General features: G+C 73.9%; 10 protein-coding genes. 9 read left to right on the forward strand and 1 reads right to left on the reverse strand.

Going from position 1 to position 17,864, the window contains the following annotated elements; all coding sequences use genetic code 11:
* Window positions 1–35: 35 nt before the first annotated feature.
* Window positions 36–2,456 carry an AfsR/SARP family transcriptional regulator gene (locus CcI49_RS15010; protein WP_158230771.1) on the reverse strand — a complete coding sequence of 807 codons (2,421 nt, stop codon included), beginning with the start codon at window positions 2,454–2,456 and terminating at the stop codon, window positions 36–38.
* 226 nt (window positions 2,457–2,682) lie between these two features.
* Here CcI49_RS15010 and CcI49_RS15015 point away from each other — a divergent pair, with 226 nt between their 5' ends.
* The 9 genes from CcI49_RS15015 (at window position 2,683) to CcI49_RS15055 (ending at window position 17,834) form a co-directional block, all read left to right on the forward strand.
* On the forward strand, window positions 2,683–5,592 hold the full coding sequence (locus CcI49_RS15015; protein ID WP_076827244.1) for a lantibiotic dehydratase: 2,910 nt from the start codon (window positions 2,683–2,685) through the stop codon (window positions 5,590–5,592).
* Window positions 5,593–5,682: 90 nt separating this feature from the next.
* Window positions 5,683–7,584, forward strand: a complete 1,902-nt coding sequence (locus CcI49_RS15020; RefSeq protein WP_076827246.1) for a thiopeptide-type bacteriocin biosynthesis protein — start codon at window positions 5,683–5,685, stop codon at window positions 7,582–7,584.
* A 471-nt stretch (window positions 7,585–8,055) separates the two neighbouring features.
* Complete coding sequence (locus tag CcI49_RS15025) at window positions 8,056–8,415, forward strand: hypothetical protein (RefSeq protein WP_054569302.1); 360 nt, start codon at window positions 8,056–8,058, stop codon at window positions 8,413–8,415.
* A gap of 71 nt (window positions 8,416–8,486) precedes the next feature.
* Window positions 8,487–9,644, forward strand: a complete 1,158-nt coding sequence (locus tag CcI49_RS15030) for a YcaO-like family protein (RefSeq protein WP_054569301.1) — start codon at window positions 8,487–8,489, stop codon at window positions 9,642–9,644.
* Window positions 9,637–11,163, forward strand: a complete 1,527-nt coding sequence (locus CcI49_RS15035) for a TfuA-like protein (RefSeq protein WP_076827248.1) — start codon at window positions 9,637–9,639, stop codon at window positions 11,161–11,163. Before CcI49_RS15030 ends, CcI49_RS15035 begins: the two co-directional genes overlap by 8 nt.
* Entirely contained in the window at window positions 11,160–13,121 is a 1,962-nt protein-coding gene (locus CcI49_RS15040) for a RiPP maturation radical SAM C-methyltransferase (protein WP_076827250.1), read from the forward strand. The genes CcI49_RS15035 and CcI49_RS15040 overlap by 4 nt, the downstream gene beginning before the upstream one ends.
* The gene (locus CcI49_RS15045; protein ID WP_241840069.1) at window positions 13,102–13,800 is read left to right on the forward strand and encodes a DUF5825 family protein; all 699 of its coding nucleotides are present in this window, start codon (window positions 13,102–13,104) and stop codon (window positions 13,798–13,800) included. The genes CcI49_RS15040 and CcI49_RS15045 overlap by 20 nt, the downstream gene beginning before the upstream one ends.
* A 167-nt stretch (window positions 13,801–13,967) precedes the next feature.
* Window positions 13,968–14,762 (forward strand): MerR family transcriptional regulator, encoded by a 795-nt coding sequence (locus tag CcI49_RS15050; protein ID WP_054569299.1) that lies wholly within the window; start codon window positions 13,968–13,970, stop codon window positions 14,760–14,762.
* Between the two features lie 651 nt (window positions 14,763–15,413).
* Window positions 15,414–17,834 (forward strand): TOMM precursor leader peptide-binding protein, encoded by a 2,421-nt coding sequence (locus tag CcI49_RS15055; RefSeq protein ID WP_076827252.1) that lies wholly within the window; start codon window positions 15,414–15,416, stop codon window positions 17,832–17,834.
* Window positions 17,835–17,864: the final 30 nt, after the last annotated feature.

Consider the following 17,864-nt stretch of genomic DNA (forward strand, 5'->3'; position numbering starts at 1 on the left):
CGACCGGCCGAGGCCCGCCGCGGCCGAGGGCCGGATCATCGCCGCGGCGGGCGTGCCGACCGAGGCGGTTCGAACACGCGCGCGCAGTCGAGCAGGTCGGTGAGGGCGCCGTGGACGTCCCCCGTGGCGGCGCGGACGCGCGCGCGGTCAAACAACGCGGCGATGTGCTGGTCAGCTATCTCGCGCTGTCCGGTGACGTCGACGGCGCCGTCGAGCAGCATGCGCGCGGTGGCGGGATGGCCGTGGTGGGCGCACAGGCCGCCGCAGGCGCGGGCCAGCCGGACGGCGAGCTCGGGCAGGTCGCCCTCGGACCTGCTGGCCTGTGTGAACAACGCGCTGATCGTGTGGTGTTCGGCCTCGATCCAGCGGGTCACGTCCGCCGGCCGCACCGCCCACGCCGGGTTGGCGTGGAGGCCGGTGCCGGCATTGGTGTCGGCTGCGCTATCGGTGTTGGCCGCGATGTCGGTGTCGGCGGTGGTGCCGGCGTCATCCAGCGTCACGGCGTGATCGGCGACGGTGAGGTAGGAGAGCGTGAGGCGTCGCAGGGCTTCGTCCCGCGCGGCGCGGCTCTCCTCGTCGCGGGCGCGTTCGTGCGCGTACGCCCGCGGCAACTCCGGGAGCGTGTACCGGCCGTCCTGATGCGGCTCCAGCAGGCGGTGATCGGCGAGGGTGTCGAGCAGCAGGCGGGTCCGGTCCGCGGGCCGGTCGACGAGCGCGGCCGCCGCCTGGAGCGTCACCGTCGGGGCGGGCGCGACCCCGAGCAGGCGGAAGGCCCGGGCGCATTCCCGCTCGTGCTCGGTGCCGGCAGACAGAGCCAGGTAGGCGGGCTGTAGCGCGTCGCGGACCCGCAGGTCGTCGTAGCACAGCTCGTCGAGCCGCCGGGCCGGGTCGGCAAGCCGGTCGGCGAACGCGGACAGCGACCACTGCGGCCGGCTGGCCAGCCGGGCCCCGGCGGTGCGCAGTGCCAGCGGCAGCTGCCCGCACAGGTCAGCCACCCGGCCGGCGGCGTCCGGGTCGTCCGTCGCCCGCTGCCCCGCCCCGGCGGCGGCGAGCAGAGCGATGGCATCGTCCCGGGTGAGCGGGTCGACCGCGAGATGCCGGCCGCGGGGCAGGGTGGCGAGACGCCGCCGGCTGGTCACCAGGACCCCGCAGGTCGGGTCGGCGGGCAGCAGCGGTGCGACCTGCGCCGCGCTGTCCGCGTTGTCGAGCACGACCAGCACCCCGCGGCCGGCGAGCTCGCGGCGGTAGGCGGCACCGGCCTCACCCGTCTCGGTGGGGACGGCGTCACCGGGGACGCCCAGCGCCCGCAGCAGGCGGCCGAGCGCCTCGACGGGTCGCACGGGGCCGCCGTTCCCGGCGGCGCCGCTGCCGAGGGCGCCGCCCCCGGGGCCGACGTTCGCCGGGTCGGTGCATCGCAGGTCCGCGTACAGGACGCCGCCGGGGAACACCGCGGCGAGCGCGTGCGCGGCGGACACGGCCAGGGACGACTTCCCCACGCCGCCCGGGCCGTGCAGGGCGATCACCGGGCCGTCGTCGCCGCGCGCCCACGACAGCATGGTGGCGAGATCGGCGTCCCGGCCGACCAGCGGCTCGACGGTCGGTGGCAGCTCGTGGCAGCCGGGACGCGGAGCCGGGCCCGGCGCGCGGGACGGCCGGGCGTCGTAGCGCTCGGCCAGGACGGCGCGGTTGTGCAGGATGTCGTCGTGCAGCCGGGAAAGCCCCGGAGCCGGGTCGAGGCCCGCCTGCTCGGCGAGAGCCGCCCGTGCCGCCCGGAACGCGTCGAGCGCGCCGGCCACGTCACCCAGGCGGTACAGCCCCACCATCAGCTGCCCCCACGCCCGCTGCCGCAGCGGATGCTGTTCCAGCAGCGGCCGCAGCCGCTGTACCGCCTCACTCTCACCACCCAGGGCCAGCAGGGCGGCGGCGTGGTCCTCCTCGACGAGCAGCCGCCGTTCCTGGAGCCGGTCGGCCCAGGCGGCGAGCGCTCGCGGCAGCGGAAGGCCGTCGAGCGGCGCGCCGCGCCACAGCGTCACCGCACGGGTCAGCGCCGTCTTCGCCCGGGAGGCGTCACCGGCGTCGAGGGCGCTGCGGCCGCGTTCGGCGGCGGTGTCGAACCGGTCCACGTCACGTTCGTCGACCTCCACCCGCAGCAGATAGCCGCCGGATGTGGCCGACAGCCGCGGTGCCCCGGCTGCGGGCTCCACCGCGCGCCGGAGCCCGAGAACGTACGTGCGCAGGTTCGCGGCCGCGGACGGCGGCGGCTCGCCCGTCCACAGCACCCGGGTCAGCTCCCCGGTGCGGACGGCCTGGTTCGGCCGGCTGAGCAGGGCCGCGAGGAGCAGTCGCTGTTTGACCGAGCCGAGCCGCACGGGATGGTCGTCGAGGTGCACCGCCAGCGGCCCGAGGAGATCGAAACGCAGGCTTGGCGCGGATGCGTCACGGCCTGTACCTGGCATGTACGCCGGGTGTATGCGGAGCATTCTAGTGTTGTACCGTCGCCCGCGACCTCGGCAAAGGTGAATCCCGCAATTTCGCCGCCTATTGCGGTTATGGCGGCCGGGTAATCCCTGATTTCAGCGGTGGACCGTCGAGCGTAACCAGGTATTTCCTGGCGGCCACTTGTGGGTGCGGGTGCGACGAGCTAGCGGGATTTCCGGCGGCAGTGGACGAACGGGGTGACAGATGGCGATTGACGCTGTAACATCGCCCGCCTGGCGCGCGGAGACCGAGGTCGCCGAATCGGGGATTGCCGAGTCCGGGATCGCCCGTTCGGAGATCGCCCGTTCCGAGATCGCCGAGCCCATTTCCGTCGCACCCTACGCGGTCGTGCGGGTGTCCGCGCTCGCGCCGCGAGCCGAACCCGATCTCGTCCGGGCCTTCCGGCGGGACGGCACCCGGCTGGTCGAGCTGCATCGCTGGTGTACCGAGCAGGCCGAGCCGCTCACCGAGCTGCTGCACGCCCAGGCCGGCGCCGGTGGGGCGGCGGACGGGCCGCGCCGGGCGCTCGTCTCGCTGCGCCGCGACGTCCACAACGGCCGGTCACCGCGGCCCGCGCTGCGGGCCGCTCTCACCGCGGTGCCCGACCTGCCGGTCCTGGCACACCGCTGGCTTCAGGTCCGCGCCGAGATGGACGAGCTGATCGCGGCGCGTACCGACCAGGCGCCCCTGGTGCTCGCCGCCGAACGGGTGGCGCTCGCCGAGCTGTGCCAGGCCGAGCCGCTGCGGCAGGCGGTGGCCACCATCAGCGACAACCTGCTGCGTGCCGTGAGCCGCACGGCGCAGCGACGCGGCGCCCCCGACGATCGAGTGCGCAGATCGGAGCCGACGGTGCTGCGCTACGTCCTGCGGGCTACGACCAGGACGACCCCGCTCTCCTGGTTCACCGAGGTGGGCTGGGGGCGCTGGGCCGCCGGGGACGGGGCGCCGGCCGGCCTCGGCAACCGGTGGCCGGCGTCGGCCGGCACCGCGCGGGTGCTCGCCGCCGCCACACCGGACCGCCACCTCGTCGACCGGCTGGTCGCGTTGCTCACCGCCCATCCGGCCCTGACCGCTGCGCTCGACCACCGGGTCGCGCCGGGCCTGCGGGTGGACGGCGCCCAGGTGCGGTTCCGCCGCACCGCGCACACGGACAACCCGAAGATCATCGTTCCCGAGCAGGATGTGGCCGTGCCGCTGACCGGGCCGCTGCGCCTGGTCCTCGACCACGTGACGGGACGTCCCGCCGGTGCCGGTGTGCCTGTCGCGCGCCTCACGGCGGCGCTCGCCGCGCGCATGGCGGGCCCGTCGGCGGCGGCGTCCACCGTGGCCGCGCGGTACGTCGACAGCCTGGTGCGGGCGGGTCTGCTGCGTCCATGCTCGCCGGTCGACCCACAGCATCCGGACGTTCTCGCGGCGCTCATGGCCTGGCTGACCGCCGCCTGCGACTCCTCCGTCGACCCGGCGGCGCCCTCCGCCGCCGCTGCTGGGCTGCCGGTCGCCGCCGCTGGGGTGCCGGCCGTCGCGGAGCTGGCCGAGCTCCTCACCGACATCGACCGCCGCACCCGCGGCTACGCCTCGACCCCGGCGTCGCGGCGGCCGGCGGCGCTTGCCGCGCTGCGTGCGCAGTGGGGAGCCGTGCTGGCGGCGGCGGCCTCGTCCGGCTCGTCCGGGCCGTCCGGGCCGTCCGGGCCAGCTCGCCTGGACGGCCGGTTGGCGGCGGTGGGCGGATCGGAGCCGGCCCAGACCGCGCCGCTCACCGAGGACGTCACCATCGACGGCGTGCTGACCCTGGGGGAGCGCCACGGTCTGCACGCCCGCGCCGATCTCGCCCGGCTCGCGCCCCTGTTCGAGATCTTCGACCGCTACTCGCTGCTGCGCCGGGCCGCGCGCGACCTGTTCGTAGACCGCTATGGCGTGGGCGGGACGTGCGAGAACGTGGTCGCGTTCGGCGCGGAGTACGCGCACCTGTGGGAACGGGCGACGAATGCCGAACTGGAGGGTCTGCGCGCCGACCTGGGACAGCTCGCCCGCGCCGGCGCTGACGCGGGCGCGGGCGCCGGGTCGGAGATGGAACTGTCGGAGGTGGAGCTGTCGGACCAACTGCTGGACGAGGCGGCCCGCCGGCTGCCGGTCTGGCTGCGGCGCCGGCCGGCGTCGTACGCGGTGTTCGCCCAGCCGCTCACCACCGGGCGGGGCACCGGCCTGTGTGTGAACTCCGTCCACGGCGGCTGGGGCCGTTTCACCAGCCGATTCCTTGGCGCGTTCGGTGCCCGGGCCCGCGACGCGGTGGCCGAGCAGGTCCGCTGGGCCCTCGGCCCGGACGCGTCCGCCGCCCAGCTGCGTCCGGTGTGCGGGTTCAACGCGAACCTGCATCCGATGCTCGGCGACCGGCCTGCGGACCGTCATCTCGTTGACCCTGTTGACCCTGGCGACCCCGGAGACCGGCCCGGCGCGAGCCGTCCCCTGGTCGTCGCGGAGGTGTCCGACGATCCGGCGTGGGGCGACGTCCACACAGATCAGCTCTGCCTCGTCCACGATCCGCGGCGTGACCAGATCCGGGTGCGTCACCGTGCCACCGGGACGGACCTCGACCTGCTCTACCTGGGTTTCCTGCAGCCACTGGCGCTGGCGGACCGGCTGCTGCCGCTGGTGACCGACCTCGGCTGCGGGCAGGTGGAGCTCGCGGACGTCCTCAGCCCGGCCGTGCGGGTCGAGACGGCGCTGGGCGCGTTCACCCACCAGCGCCGGCTGCGCTACCGCGACGTCGTGCTCAGCCGCGCCAGGTGGAACGTTCCCGCGGCGATGTCGCGGGCCTGGGCCGACGAGCTCGCTGCCGAGCCCGGCCACGGGATCTGGACCGTGCCGCGGTGGCGAAGCGTGCTGAACCTGCCGGAGCAGGTCGTGCTGATCGCCGCGGGGGACACCGATGTCGCAGGTGGTGACCTGCCGAAACCCCAGTTCGTGGACCTTGGGTCCGTCCTGCACGCCCGCACGCTGGGACGGCTGCTGGCCCGGCACCCCGGCGGAGTCGTCATCGAGGAGGCACTGCCGGCACCTGCCGCCGGTGAACGGGCCGTCGAGATCGTCGCCGAGACCTACCGGCGCGCGCTGTGAGCCGGCCGGTGGTGCTGTGCCGGCCGGTGATGCTGCGCCGGCCGGTGGTGCTGTGAGCTGGCCGGTGGCACTGTGCCGGCCGGTGATGCTGTGAGCTGGCACAGCCTGCACTGCCATCTGGGTGCCGGACCGCGGCGGGAGGCCGCCGATCCACTCGCCCTGACCGGACGGACCGACCGCTTCCTCGTCGACGCGCTCGGGCCGCGGATGGCCGAGCTGTCGCGACGGGGAGCGGTCGACGAGTGGTTCTTCGTCCGTCACACCGACGGCGGACCGCACGTGCGGGTGCGGTTCCGCGGAGCCGGCGAGCCCGCGGTACGCGCCGATCTCGCGCGGTGCGAGCCGCTGCGGGACGGTGGCCGGGTCGAGATCCGCGCCGTGCCCTACGAGCCGGAGGTGAGCCGGTACGGAGGCCGGGGCGCTATCACGGTGGCGGAGCGTGTCTTCTGCCGTTCGAGCCAGCTGGCCCTGGACGTCCTCGCCGAGCTGGCGGGCCGCGACCGCGGTAGCGCGGGTGGCAGCGATGGTGCGGGCGGCAGCGATGGTGCGGGCGGCAGCGAAGGCGCAGGCGGCGCGGGCGACGGCAACGGCGACGGCGACGGCGGTGGCGGTGGCGGCGACGGCGGTGGCGGTGGCGGTGAATCGGCCAGGCTGCGGGTCTCGGCCGGGCTCGACCTGCTGCTCGCCACCGCGATCGGGTGCGGCCTGGATTCCTGGGGGACGGTGGCCTGGCTGCGTCGCCGTGCGGTGTCGGTGCGACGTGAGCCGGACGGGGCCGTGCTGGCCCCGCTGGCCGCGCTGCGGGTCGAGGCCCAGGGCCCGGCCATCGCCAGGCGGTGGCGCTCCGCCGAGGTCGCGGCCGCGATCGGGCACGGCCCCGCCGGTCGCTGGGCGGCCGACGTCCGCACCGCCGAGGCCGAGCTGGCCGGGCTGGTCACCGACCCGGATCGCCGGGCCGGGATCTGGGCCGCCCAGCTGCACATGCTGCACAACCGGCTGGGCCTGTGGCCACAGCAGGAATACGCGCTCAACGCCCTGGTCACCCTCGCGCTGCGCGCCCCGGACGGCCTCGACGCTCCCGGCGGCCCGGCGGACTACTTCGCCGCCGGCCCGGACGCCGCCGACCGGCGCTATCTGAACGCCAGCCGCTACCTTCCGTCGAGGGCCGCGCTTCAACTGCCGGCGCACCCGTCCGTCCCGCCGGTGCCAGGCTCGCCGGTTCCGGCTTCGGCGGTGCCAGGCCCGCCGGTGTCGGCGGTGTCACCGGTGTCACCGGTGTCGCAGGTGCCGGCGGTGTCGCAGGTGCCGGCGGCGTCGGCGGTGTCAGCGGCGTCGGCGGCGTCGGCCGTGCCGGTTGCGCGGGCGCCGGCTGGTGAGGTCCGCGCCGAGTTGCTGGTCGAGCTCCTGGCCGCCGCGAATCTGTGGGCCGCATCCCCGCCGGCGGGCCCGAGATCGGTGGGCCCGAGATCGGTGGGCCCGGGGCCGGTGGGCCCGGGGCCGGTGGGCTCGGCGCCGGCGGGCTCGGGGGCGGTGACAGCGGCGGCGCGCGTACGGCTGCTGGTGAACGCCGACGTGGCGGGTCTGGAACCAGGCCTGTACGAGGCCGCGGCCCCCGGAGACGGAACGGCCCGCACGGAAGCCGCGCTGATCGGGCCTCCGGTGCCAAAGGTGGACCTCGGGGCCTGCCTGCCCCGGGAGACGACCGCTGCTGGCGCCGCGGCCGTCCTCGGTGTGCACGTGCGGCTGGGACCGCTGCGGGCACGCCTGGGGCTGCGTGCGCTGCGCCACGGCCTGCTGGAGGCCGGCCGGCTGGCCCAGGCACTGGCCACACGGGCCGAGGAGCTGGGGCTCGACGTGGCGGTGGTGGGGGAGTTCTTCGACGACCTCGCGCAGGAGGTCTTCCTGCTCGACGGCCTCGACGAGGTGCTCGCCTGCCTGCTTGTCGTGCGCGTGCCGCGGCGCAGCACCAGCAGCTCACCCCAAGAGGGGTAAAAGGGGCGGTCGAGCGCTTGATGGCCCGCAAGAGTGAAGGATCTCGGTCGTTGGAACGACAAAAATCCTTCACTCTTGCGACTTGCCAAGTAGGGCCGTGCCGCCCGGCTACCCGGCTACCCGGCCGCCGGGCCGGTGGGCTCTCGGAGGGTCCGCAGCCTCCCGCCCGTGCCCGGCATTCGATTCCGTCCGCCGGTGCGCTGTTTCCACCGCCGGTGCCATGAATCGATGTCACGGTTCACGTCGCCGTGACATCCGTCGAAGCCTTTCAGAAGAATGCATGGCGTGGCCCGGGAGTTTGCGGAGAATGACATCGAGCGATGTAAGGGAGAACGTCATCCCGGCCATTCGGGAGTCATTCCGGAGGAATGTCTTCCGTCGCCCCGCCGGTGCCGGCTAACTTCGAATCACACCGAGCGCGACCGGCGCCGGGGCCACCGAAGAAACGAACAGTCGAAGAAAGGGGCCGTCATGGCCGGCATCGAGGACACCAAGCAGTTCGCTGACACCTACCTGCTCATGTTCAACAAGCTGTGGGCCAACGAGTCCGAGATCTCCCGGCTGCGCTCGAACCCGCGCCAGTACGCCGTCGACGCGGGCCTGCCCGTCGAGGCCGGCCGTGAGGTCCGCATCGACGAGACCCCGATGGACGGGCTCTACACCACCGAGCGTCTCGTCCAGGACTGGGTCGGCACCGAGGGCGTTCACGTCCTGCACGCCCCGGCGGCGCCCACGTTCGACCCGGCCGAGCTGACCGACGTCGAGCTCGACACCGTCGCCGCCGGCGCGGCCGCGGTCGTCGTCATCGCCTGCTACGTCAAGACCGCTTAGTTCCAACCGGAAACCGGGTCCGCGACCTGCTCCCCGGTGAGGGGAGCAGGTCGCAATGGTCGGGAGGCAGCATGACGAGCACGGTGCCGACAGCGGGCGTCCGGACGTACCGCAGTGTGACGGCCGAACAGACCTGGGAACGAATCGCGCACCTGCTGCCGGCCGTCGGGATCACCCGGGTGGCGGACGTGACCGGGCTGGACGAGCTGGGCATTCCCGTGTACCTGGCGGTTCGGCCGACGTCGAGGACGCTGGCGGTCTCCCAGGGCAAGGGCCTGACGCCCATCGATTCCAAGGTCAGCGCGGTCATGGAGTCCATTGAGACGTGGCACGCGGAGAACGTGCATCTGGCACCCGAGCGGGTGGGCCCGGCGCGCGAGGTGTGCGAGGCCTATGACCTGCCCTCCTACGACCTGCGCAGCCTGTCGGTCGCCCCGCGCCCGCTGCTGACCGACTCCCTCGTGCTGGACTGGGTCACCGGCCCCGGGCTGCTCACCGGGACGCCGCATCCCGTGCCGCTGCCGGCCCTCAGCCTGGACGCCCGCCTGGGCATCGCCTGGGACTACATCCAGTTCCTGCCCAGCAGCAACGGTCTGGCCAGCGGCAACACCGCCACCGAGGCGAAGCTGCACGGCCTGCTCGAGATCGTGGAGCGTGACTGCACCGCCCAGCTCGCGTCGACGCCGTTGTCGCAACGGCGCTACACCGACCCGCGAACGGCGTCCGCCGGCCCCGTCCACACGGTGCTCGACGGCTTCGAGGCCGCGCGGTGCTGGCTGGAGGTCTGCGACGCCACCAACGAGCTGGGTGTGCCCTGCTACGTGGTCTACACCTGGGCCGCCGACCTGCCGGTGCTGTTCGCCGGCGCCGGCTGCCATCCCGACCCCACGGTCGCGTTGCTGCGCGCGCTCACCGAGGCCGCGCAGTCACGCCTGACGTTCATCTCCGGCACCCGCGACGACTTCGCGAACGCGATGTACCACGGCAGCCGGAACTTCGACGCCCGGCCGCCGGTGACCCATCCCGCGACCGAGAGCGTGCCGGACGCCCCGGACCTGCTCTCCTCGCTGGAGGGCATCCTCGGCCAGATCGCCCGCCGGGTGGCCGCCCGGACCGGCACGGAGCCGTTCTCCGTCGATCTCACCAGGCCCGAGTTCGCGGTGCCGGTGTGGCGGACGTTCGCGCCCGGCCTGCACTTCTCTGGAAGGCATGAGGTGAGCCGTGGCTGAGCCGCGCATCATCGCCTACGTCGGTCCCTCGCTCGCCCGCGAGCAGGTGCACCGCCTGCTGCCCGAGGCGCGGATCGAGCCGCCGGTGCGCCACGGGGACCTCGCCCGCCTCGCCGCCCGGCCCGGCGACGTCGTCCTGCTGATCGACGGCCTGTTCCTGCACAGCGCGGCCGTGCGGCACAAGGAGATCCTCGGCCTGCTCGCGGACGGGGTGACCGTCGCCGGTTCCAGCAGCATGGGCGCGTTGCGCGCCGCGGAGCTGTGGCCGTACGGGATGCGCGGCGTCGGGGAGGTGTTCGAGCTCTACCGGGACGGCGTCATCGACGGCGACGACGAGGTCGCGATCGTGCACGGCGACGAGGAGGACGGGCTGCGTGCCATGTCCGAGCCGATGGTCAACATCCGGCTCGATCTCGGGCGTGCCACGGCCGCCGGGGTGCTCGACCGCGGCCAGCGTGACACGCTCGTCGCGGCGGTCAAGGCGCAGCCGTTCCGGGGGCGCAGCCTGCGCGGGCTCAACCGGCTCGCGCGGACCCTGCTGCCGGCCCGGACGGCACAGGCACTCGACGACTGGCTCGCCGCCCACCACGTCGACGCCAAGGCGGCCGACGCCCGTGCGCTGCTCACCCTCGTCGCGAACCGGTCACCGTTCATCCACCCGCACGGCGGCGAGGATCTCGCGATATCCGGCCACGACACGATGTACGCCGCGAGCTGGACGCAGGCCTTCGGCGGGCGGGATGTGGCCGGGAGCTGGGTGACGCATGACGCGGTCGCGGGCGCCGTCGCGCTTGCCGACCCCGACTTCCCGCGCCGGTATCGCGCGGCGGTGCTGGCCGCGCTCCTCGGCACGCCGGCCGACGCCGGGTTCGGCGGGTTCGGCGGGTTCAGCGGGGCCACCGGGATCAGCGGTGTCAGCGGTGTCAGCGGGGCCACCGTGGCCGCGCCGCCACCTGGGCAGGTGGAGCGGCTGTGCGTCAGCCTCGCCATCGACCGCGGCCTGCTGGACGCCGCCGGTGCCGTCGCCGACGTCTGCCTGGACTGGCTGACGCCGGCCGAGCGGGAGCTGCCCGGATCCGAGGCCGTCCTGCGGGCGCTCGCCCGCAGCCACGGCATCACCCCGGCGGCCCGGCTGGCCGTTCTCCCGACGGTGCTCCCCGCCAGCCTCGGCGAGTGGTACCAGCGGGTCGCCACCGTACGGACTTTCGCCGACCTCGCGCTGCGGCGCGGCACGCAGGGCACTGCGGGTGCGGGGGGTGCGGCGGGTCCGGCGGGTTCCGGTGGCCAGCGGCTGCGGCCCGAGCTGGTCGACCTGTTCTGCGCCGGCCTGTGGGGCTGCCCGGTCGAGGACCTCGACGCGGCGGGGTGGGACCGCGGCTTCCCCGACCGGGAGCACCTGCGCCGGTACGCCGGTGACCTCGCGGCGCACGCCCGCTGGTTTCCCACCGCCGCAACGGCTGGTGCCGCCACCGCCGCCCGCCCGTCGGAGCCGGCCGGCGCGACAGGTCCGACGCCGTGAGAACCGTGCTGGTGCACATGCCCTGGGCGGCGGTCCATGTTCCGTCCCTCGCGCTGGGGATTCTGCGGACGGCGGCGCAGCGGCGCGGGCACGAGGTGACGGTGCGGTACGCGAACCTCGACTTCGCCGACTGGGTCGTCGGCGAGATCGAGTTCGGCCGCTCCGAGCTGCAGTTCTACACCGAGTCGTCCTATTTTCTGGGTGCCGGTGACTGGGTGTTCGCCGGTGCCCTGCACGGCATGCCCGCCGACGGCGAGAGCTTCGCCCGCCTGCTGGCCGACGCCGGCGCGAGCCCCGCCCGGATCGAGCTGACCCGCGCCCTGCACCGCATCGCCCCCCGGTTCGTGGACCGGGTCGTGGCGGACCTCCTCGACCTGGACCCGGACGTGGTCGGCTTCACCACGACCTTCCAGCAGAACACCGCCAGTCTCGCGGTCGCCCGGCTACTGAAGGAACGCCTGCCCGGGGTGCGGATCGTCTTCGGCGGCGCGAACTGCGAAGGCCCGCAGGGGGTGGCGCTGCACCGCGCCTTCGGGTTCGTCGACTTCGTCGTGCGCGGCGAGGGCGAGCGGACGTTCCCGGCCCTGCTCGACGCGATCGACCAGGGCACCGTCGGATCCGACAGAACCGAGGGGCTGTCGGACCTGCCCGGGCTGTGCTGGCGGGCGGCGGACGGCACTCCTGTCGCCAACCCGGCCACCGAGATCCCGCTGCCGCCCGAGGAGATCCTGCCGCCGACCTATGACGGATTCTTCGAGCGCATGGGCGCCAGCGTGGCGGCCTCCTGGCACGCGCCGACGCTGCTCGTCGAAGGCGCCCGCGGATGCTGGTGGGGCGAGAAGCACCACTGCACGTTCTGCGGGCTCAACGGATCCCTCATGCAGTTCCGCAGCAAGAGCCCGGACGCGTTCCTGGCCGAGCTGCTCGACCTCGCCCGCCGCCACCGGGTGCTGGACTTCGTCGTCGTCGACAACATCATCGACATGCGCTACTTCGACACGGTGCTGCGTGCGCTCGCCGAGTCCGACCACGACCTGCGCCTGCACTTCGAGGTCAAGTCGAACCTGCGCCGCCACCATTTCCAGGCCCTCGGCGACGCCGGGGCGGCGCAGGTCCAGCCCGGTATCGAGAACCTCAGCTCGCACGTGCTGCGGCTGATGGACAAGGGCGTCAGCGGCTGCCAGAACGTCCGGTCCCTGCGCGACGCGCAGAGCAGTGGGGTCAGCGTCTCGTGGAACTACCTGTTCGGCTTCCCCGGGGAGCTCGACGGTGACTACACCTCCGTGCTCGGCCAGCTCCCGGCCCTGCACCATCTGGATCCGCCGGCGGGCAGCATGCGCATCTGCATCGAGCGGTTCAGCCCCTACTTCGACCGCCCGGAGCTCGGCTTCCCCGACCGGCGGCCGGCGGCGCAGTACCGGGAGATCTACCGCCTGCCAGACGACGACCTGGCGGACCTGGCCTATCTGTTCACTGCGCCGCCGCGGGGGATCGGCGCCGACCTGGCCGCCACGCTGGGGGCCGCGGTCGAACGATGGCGGGCCGAGCACCCGCACAGCCGGCTGACATACCACGACTTCGGCGACCGCATCATGCTGATCAACAGCCGGCCGGCCTACGACTGGACGGTGCTGGACCTCACCACCCCCGCCGAGCTGGGCCTGTTCCGTGCGCTGGACCAGCCGCGCGGGGCCGCCGCGCTCGCCCGCCGGCTGCGGATCGGGCCGGCGGCCGTCGCCGCGCTGCTCGAACGCTGGACGGACGCGGGCCTCGTCTTCCACGACGAGGGCAAGTACGTCCAACTCGCCGTCGAGGCGGAGAACCAGGTGCTGATGCGGGTCCGGCCCGGCGTCGTCGACGAGACGTCGGCGGCGGCCCGGCCCGCCGAACCCCCGGGGGCCGAACGCCGGGACACCGCACGCTGGGAGGAGGACCGTCGTGGCGCTGCGGCCGGCTGACCTCGCTCGCGCCGAGCCGCCGGCCGAGCCGCCGACCCAGGCGTGGCACGGGATCGGCGTCTCCGTGGAGCTGTGGCGCGACTACGCACGCGCGGCGCTGCCCCGGCCGCAGATGGCCCTCGGGACGCATCAGATCACCGGTGACCTGTGCGAACAGGCGGCCGACCTGTACGCACGGGGAGCCCGGTATGCGCGCGTCGCCGAGCCGGTGCCGCTGTGCGGCGACATCGCGGCGCCGGCGGTGCGGGCCCTCACGCTGATCCGTGAGCTGACCGCTCGCGGCTTCGCGGTGCACTGGATCGCGCGGTGTGACGCCGGCTGTGCGGACCACCGCCAGGTCGAGCACCTGTTCCCGCCGTCGTGGATCTTCGGCGCCTCGAAGGCGGCGGTCGCGCGCTGGCGGCACGGGTACTTCCCGGGCCGGTGCGTCTTCCGTAACGGGCCCGGTTTCGTCGAGGTACGTGACCGGCGCTTCGGGCCGTTGGAGCGTCACGTCCTCGACGACCCGAACACTCTCGCGGCCATCGACGCCCTGGCCGGCGGAGCCGCGGTGGATCAGGTGCCGGCCCGGCGACGGCGCGAGCTCGTGGCGGCGCGCCTCGTCCTCGAACAGGGCGGATACGCATGGTGGCTGCCGACGCGAATCCACCGCTGGCCATTTCCGGCGCTGGTGGTCTGAGAACGGACTCGGTGGTCTCCAGAACGACGCTGTACGCCCGCTGTATGCGGCTTGTATGCGCTCCGCCGTACCATCGTCGCGTTCGCCAGACCACCAGCCCGCCGATGACGTCGAATGCGGGCCGGTGTTGCGTCCGGGTGATTGGCGCGTCAAGTCAAGGGGGAAGGTTGACAAAGACCGCGGCACCGGACGGAACCGTCGGCCCGTCGTCCGAAGGCTCGGTGAACGGTGTCACCGTGGAGGAACTGAGCCGGCTGGTCGGAATGTCACCGAGAAACATCCGGGCCCATCAGGCGCGAAAACTTCTCCCCCCGCCGGTGCGCCGGGGTCGTATCGCGTTCTACGACGACAGCCACGTCCGCCGGCTGCGCACGATCGTGGCGCTGCAGCGCCAGGGCTTCAACCTCGTCGCCATCGAGGCCATGCTCGGCGCCCGCGGCAGCGACCCTGGGGTCGCCGCGCTGACCGCGGCCCTGGGCCGGCTCGCGCTCCGAAGCCCATCGCTCGTCTATGCGCTGAGCAGGCACAACGTCGTCGCGCGGACGGAGGACGGCGACGTGCGGATCGCCCGCCCGCAGGTTCTGCGGGCGGCCCTGCGCCTGGGCGGGACCGGCGTCGGAGAGGCTGGCGCGCTGCAGGTTCTCGCGGAACTGCTCGGCCAGCTCGCGCCGGTCGCGGAGCAGCTCGCCGGCGAGTTCGCCGACCGGGTCCAGGCCGACCGGACCGAGCCGGACAGTGCCGATGCGCGGCCCCGCGACGGCGTCGACCACGTCGACCACGTCGATCACATCGGCCAGGACTCCGGTGAGCTGGTCCAGGCGATCATCGAGCTGGCCTCCGCCTCGTTCCGGGTGGCGATGGAGAACTGCAGCGAGTCGCTGGTCTCGGCGCTGGTGAACCGGCGCTTCGGGCTGGACCTGCACACCGACGTCGACCCGTCGGCGGCGTTCGACATCGGCTGACCCCGCCCCGCCGTCCCTGTATGAACGCGGCTGGGCCCCCGCACCCCCGGGCCCCCGCACCCCCGGGCCCCCGCACCCCCGGGCCCCCGCACCCCCGGGCCCTGAGCGCCCAACCGCCCGGCAGCCCGGCAGCCCGGCAGCCCGGCAGCCCGGTTTGGCGAGTCGCAAGAGTGAACGATTCTGGTTGTTCCGACGACCGGAATCCTTCTTTCTTGCGGGTCGCCAAGGCGATCTTGTGCCCCTTTTATGCCTCTTGAGGCGAATTGCCGGTGCTGGGGGTTCGGGATCTTCGGCAGGCGGCCGTGGGAGTGGGGTTCGCATTCCGTCGGCACGGTTCCGCCAAACCCGGGCTGCTGACGCGGATCTGCCGCGTCCCAGGATTCTGCTGCGGGCTTCGGGAACGACCGGAATCCTCGGATCTTCGAGCCGCGGCGCGCGGGGCATGTATTCGGTGAACAGTGCGTTATTTCATGGTGGACAACCGTATTCGCGCGCGCTCCGTGTGCACTGGAACCTATGACGGTCGCGTTTCGTGCATTGCACGGATCGCTGTCACGTTCGTGAGCTTAAGGCAGGTTTCTCGGCCATTGCTGGCGCGGCCGGTGGTTTCGCGGTGAAAGTTGTGAACAACGCAGTAGGGGGAGGTCGAGAATGCAGCATCCGCGTCTGCGTGCCGACTACGAGCCGGTCGTGGCGGCCGAGGGCGGCCAGCGCCGGCTGTTCCTGCTCGGCGAGTCACGCCGGCTCGTCGTGGACGATCCGGTGGCGGTGGACCTCGTCGGGCTGCTCGACGGCACCCGCACGGTCGGTTCGCTCGCCGTGGAGATGGACGGTCGCCATCCGCTCACCTCCGTGCTGCGCGCGCTGCGGCGTTTCGAGGCCCTCGACGTCCTCGCCGACGGCCCGGCCGCGGTGTCGCCGGAGCAACGGGCCGGCTGGGACGCACTGGGGGTCGATCCCGGGCCGGCGAGCGCCTGGCCCGGCTCGCGACCCGTGGTGGTCGTGCACACCTCCCCGGTCGTCGGGATCTCGATCGACCGGGTCCTCGCAGGCCTGGGCCTGCCCGTGCGCACCGTCAACCTCGCGGAGCCCGCCGCGGGAGCGGCCACCTACAACGCGGGAGCGGCCACCTACAACGTGGCAGCGGCCAGCACGGCAGCCGTCGAAACAGTTGCCGAAGCAGCCGTCCAAGCAGCCGTCCAAGCAGCCGTCGAAACAGCTGCCGATGCGGCCGCCGCGGGCGGGGACGCGGTCGTCGTGGTGACGGACTCCGCCCTGAACCCGCGGCTGCGCGCGGTGAACGACGCGATGCTGGCCMGCGGCGGGCAGTGGGTGCTGGTCCGCCCGCGCGGGGCCGTGGCGATGCTCGGCCCGCACCTCGTCCCCGGCGAGACCGGCTGCTGGGAATGCCTGCGTTCCCGCTGGCAGGAGAACGAGCAGGTCGAGAACTACCTGGCCAGGATCTGCCCGGACCGGCCCCGCCCGTCGGCGGCCCGGGGGGAGCTCCCCGGCACCACGGTCGCCCTGGCCGGGCTGCTGCTGACCGAGCTGGCGGTCATCGCCCAGTCCGGCGGCTCGCCCCGGCTCACCGGCCGGATGCTGGCCCTCGACACCCGCGACCATGCCATCTCGCACCACACCCTGGTCCGCCAGCCTCAGTGCCCCGCCTGCGGGGACCCGGGCCTGCTGCGCAAGGCCGACCCGAAGGTGACCGTCACCGCCCGCCCGGCCGGCGCGGACTCGCGCGCGGTCGCCGCCACCGACCTGGTCGCCCGGCTGGGCCACCAGGTGAGCCCCTATCTGGGGGTCGTCACCCGACTGACACCGATCGACGACCGCAGCGACGGCGTGACGTTCGGCTACGCCGCCGGCCACAACTTCGCCCTCGGCCGTGACCTCGACATGCTGCGCAGGAACCTGCGCGGGCAGAGCGGCGGGAAGGGCCGCACCGACGTCCAGGCCAGGGCCAGCGCGCTCGGTGAGGCGATCGAGCGTTACTGCGGCCTGTGGCGGGACGACCGGGCGACGCACCGGGCGAGCTTCGCCGCGCTCGGCCCCGAGCGGGCGGTGCCGCTGCGCGACCTGCTGCTGTTCTCCGACGCGCAGTACGCCGACCGGGACCGCCGCAACGCCGAGTCCGGTCCGTTCCACTGGATCCCGCGCCGGGTCGCGGACGACGTCGAGATGGAGTGGACACCGGCCTGGTCGCTGACCGCCCAGCGCACCCGCGACCTGCCCGCCGCCCACTGCTGGTACGGGCATCCCGACCGGGACGTCCTGGCCGGCGCCGCGGCGGACTCCAACGGCTGCGCCGCCGGCTCCACCCTGGAGGAGGCGATCGTCCAGGGGTTCTGCGAGGTCGTCGAACGCGACGCCGTCGCCCTGTGGTGGTATCACCGCTCCCGGGTGCCGGGCGTCGACCTCGACAGCTTCGACGACCCCTGGGTCGACGACGTCCGCCGCTTCCACGCCGACCGCCTCGACCGCCGCCTGTGGGTTCTCGACCTCACCACGGACCTGGGGATCCCGACCTACGCCGGGGTGTCGAGCCGCGTCGGCGCCGCCACCGAGGACGTCGTCGTCGGTTTCGGCGCCGCGCTCGACCCGCACGTGGCGCTGGTGCGGGCACTGACGGAGGTCAGCCAGTTCCTGCCGTCCGTCGCCCACCGCAACCCGGACGGCACCACCCGGTACGGGCTGAACGACCCGGCGAGCCTGCGCTGGTTCACCACCGTGCGCACCGGCGACCCCGAACAGGCCTGGCTGCTCCCCGACCCGGGGCGCCCGCCCCGGCCGGCTGCCGCCCACCCGCGCCGCGCCGCCTCTGGCGACCTCGCCGCCGACGTCGCGACCTGCGTCGACGCCGCCGCGCGGGCCGGCCTGGAGGTGATCGTCGTCGACCAGAGCCGGCCCGACATCGACCTCGCGGTCGCGAAGGTCGTGGTGCCCGGCGCCCGGCACTTCTGGCGCCGGCTGGGCCCGGGCCGGCTGTGGGACGTCCCGGCCCGGCTGGGCCGCCACCCGGTCGCCCGCGACGAGACGGACGCCAACCCGCACAGCGTCTTCTTCTGACCCGCACGCCGACCGCGAGAAAGCTGGTGA

Origin of the sequence: Frankia sp. CcI49, from assembly GCF_001983215.1 — a bacterium.
GTDB lineage: Bacteria > Actinomycetota > Actinomycetes > Frankiales > Frankiaceae > Parafrankia > Parafrankia irregularis.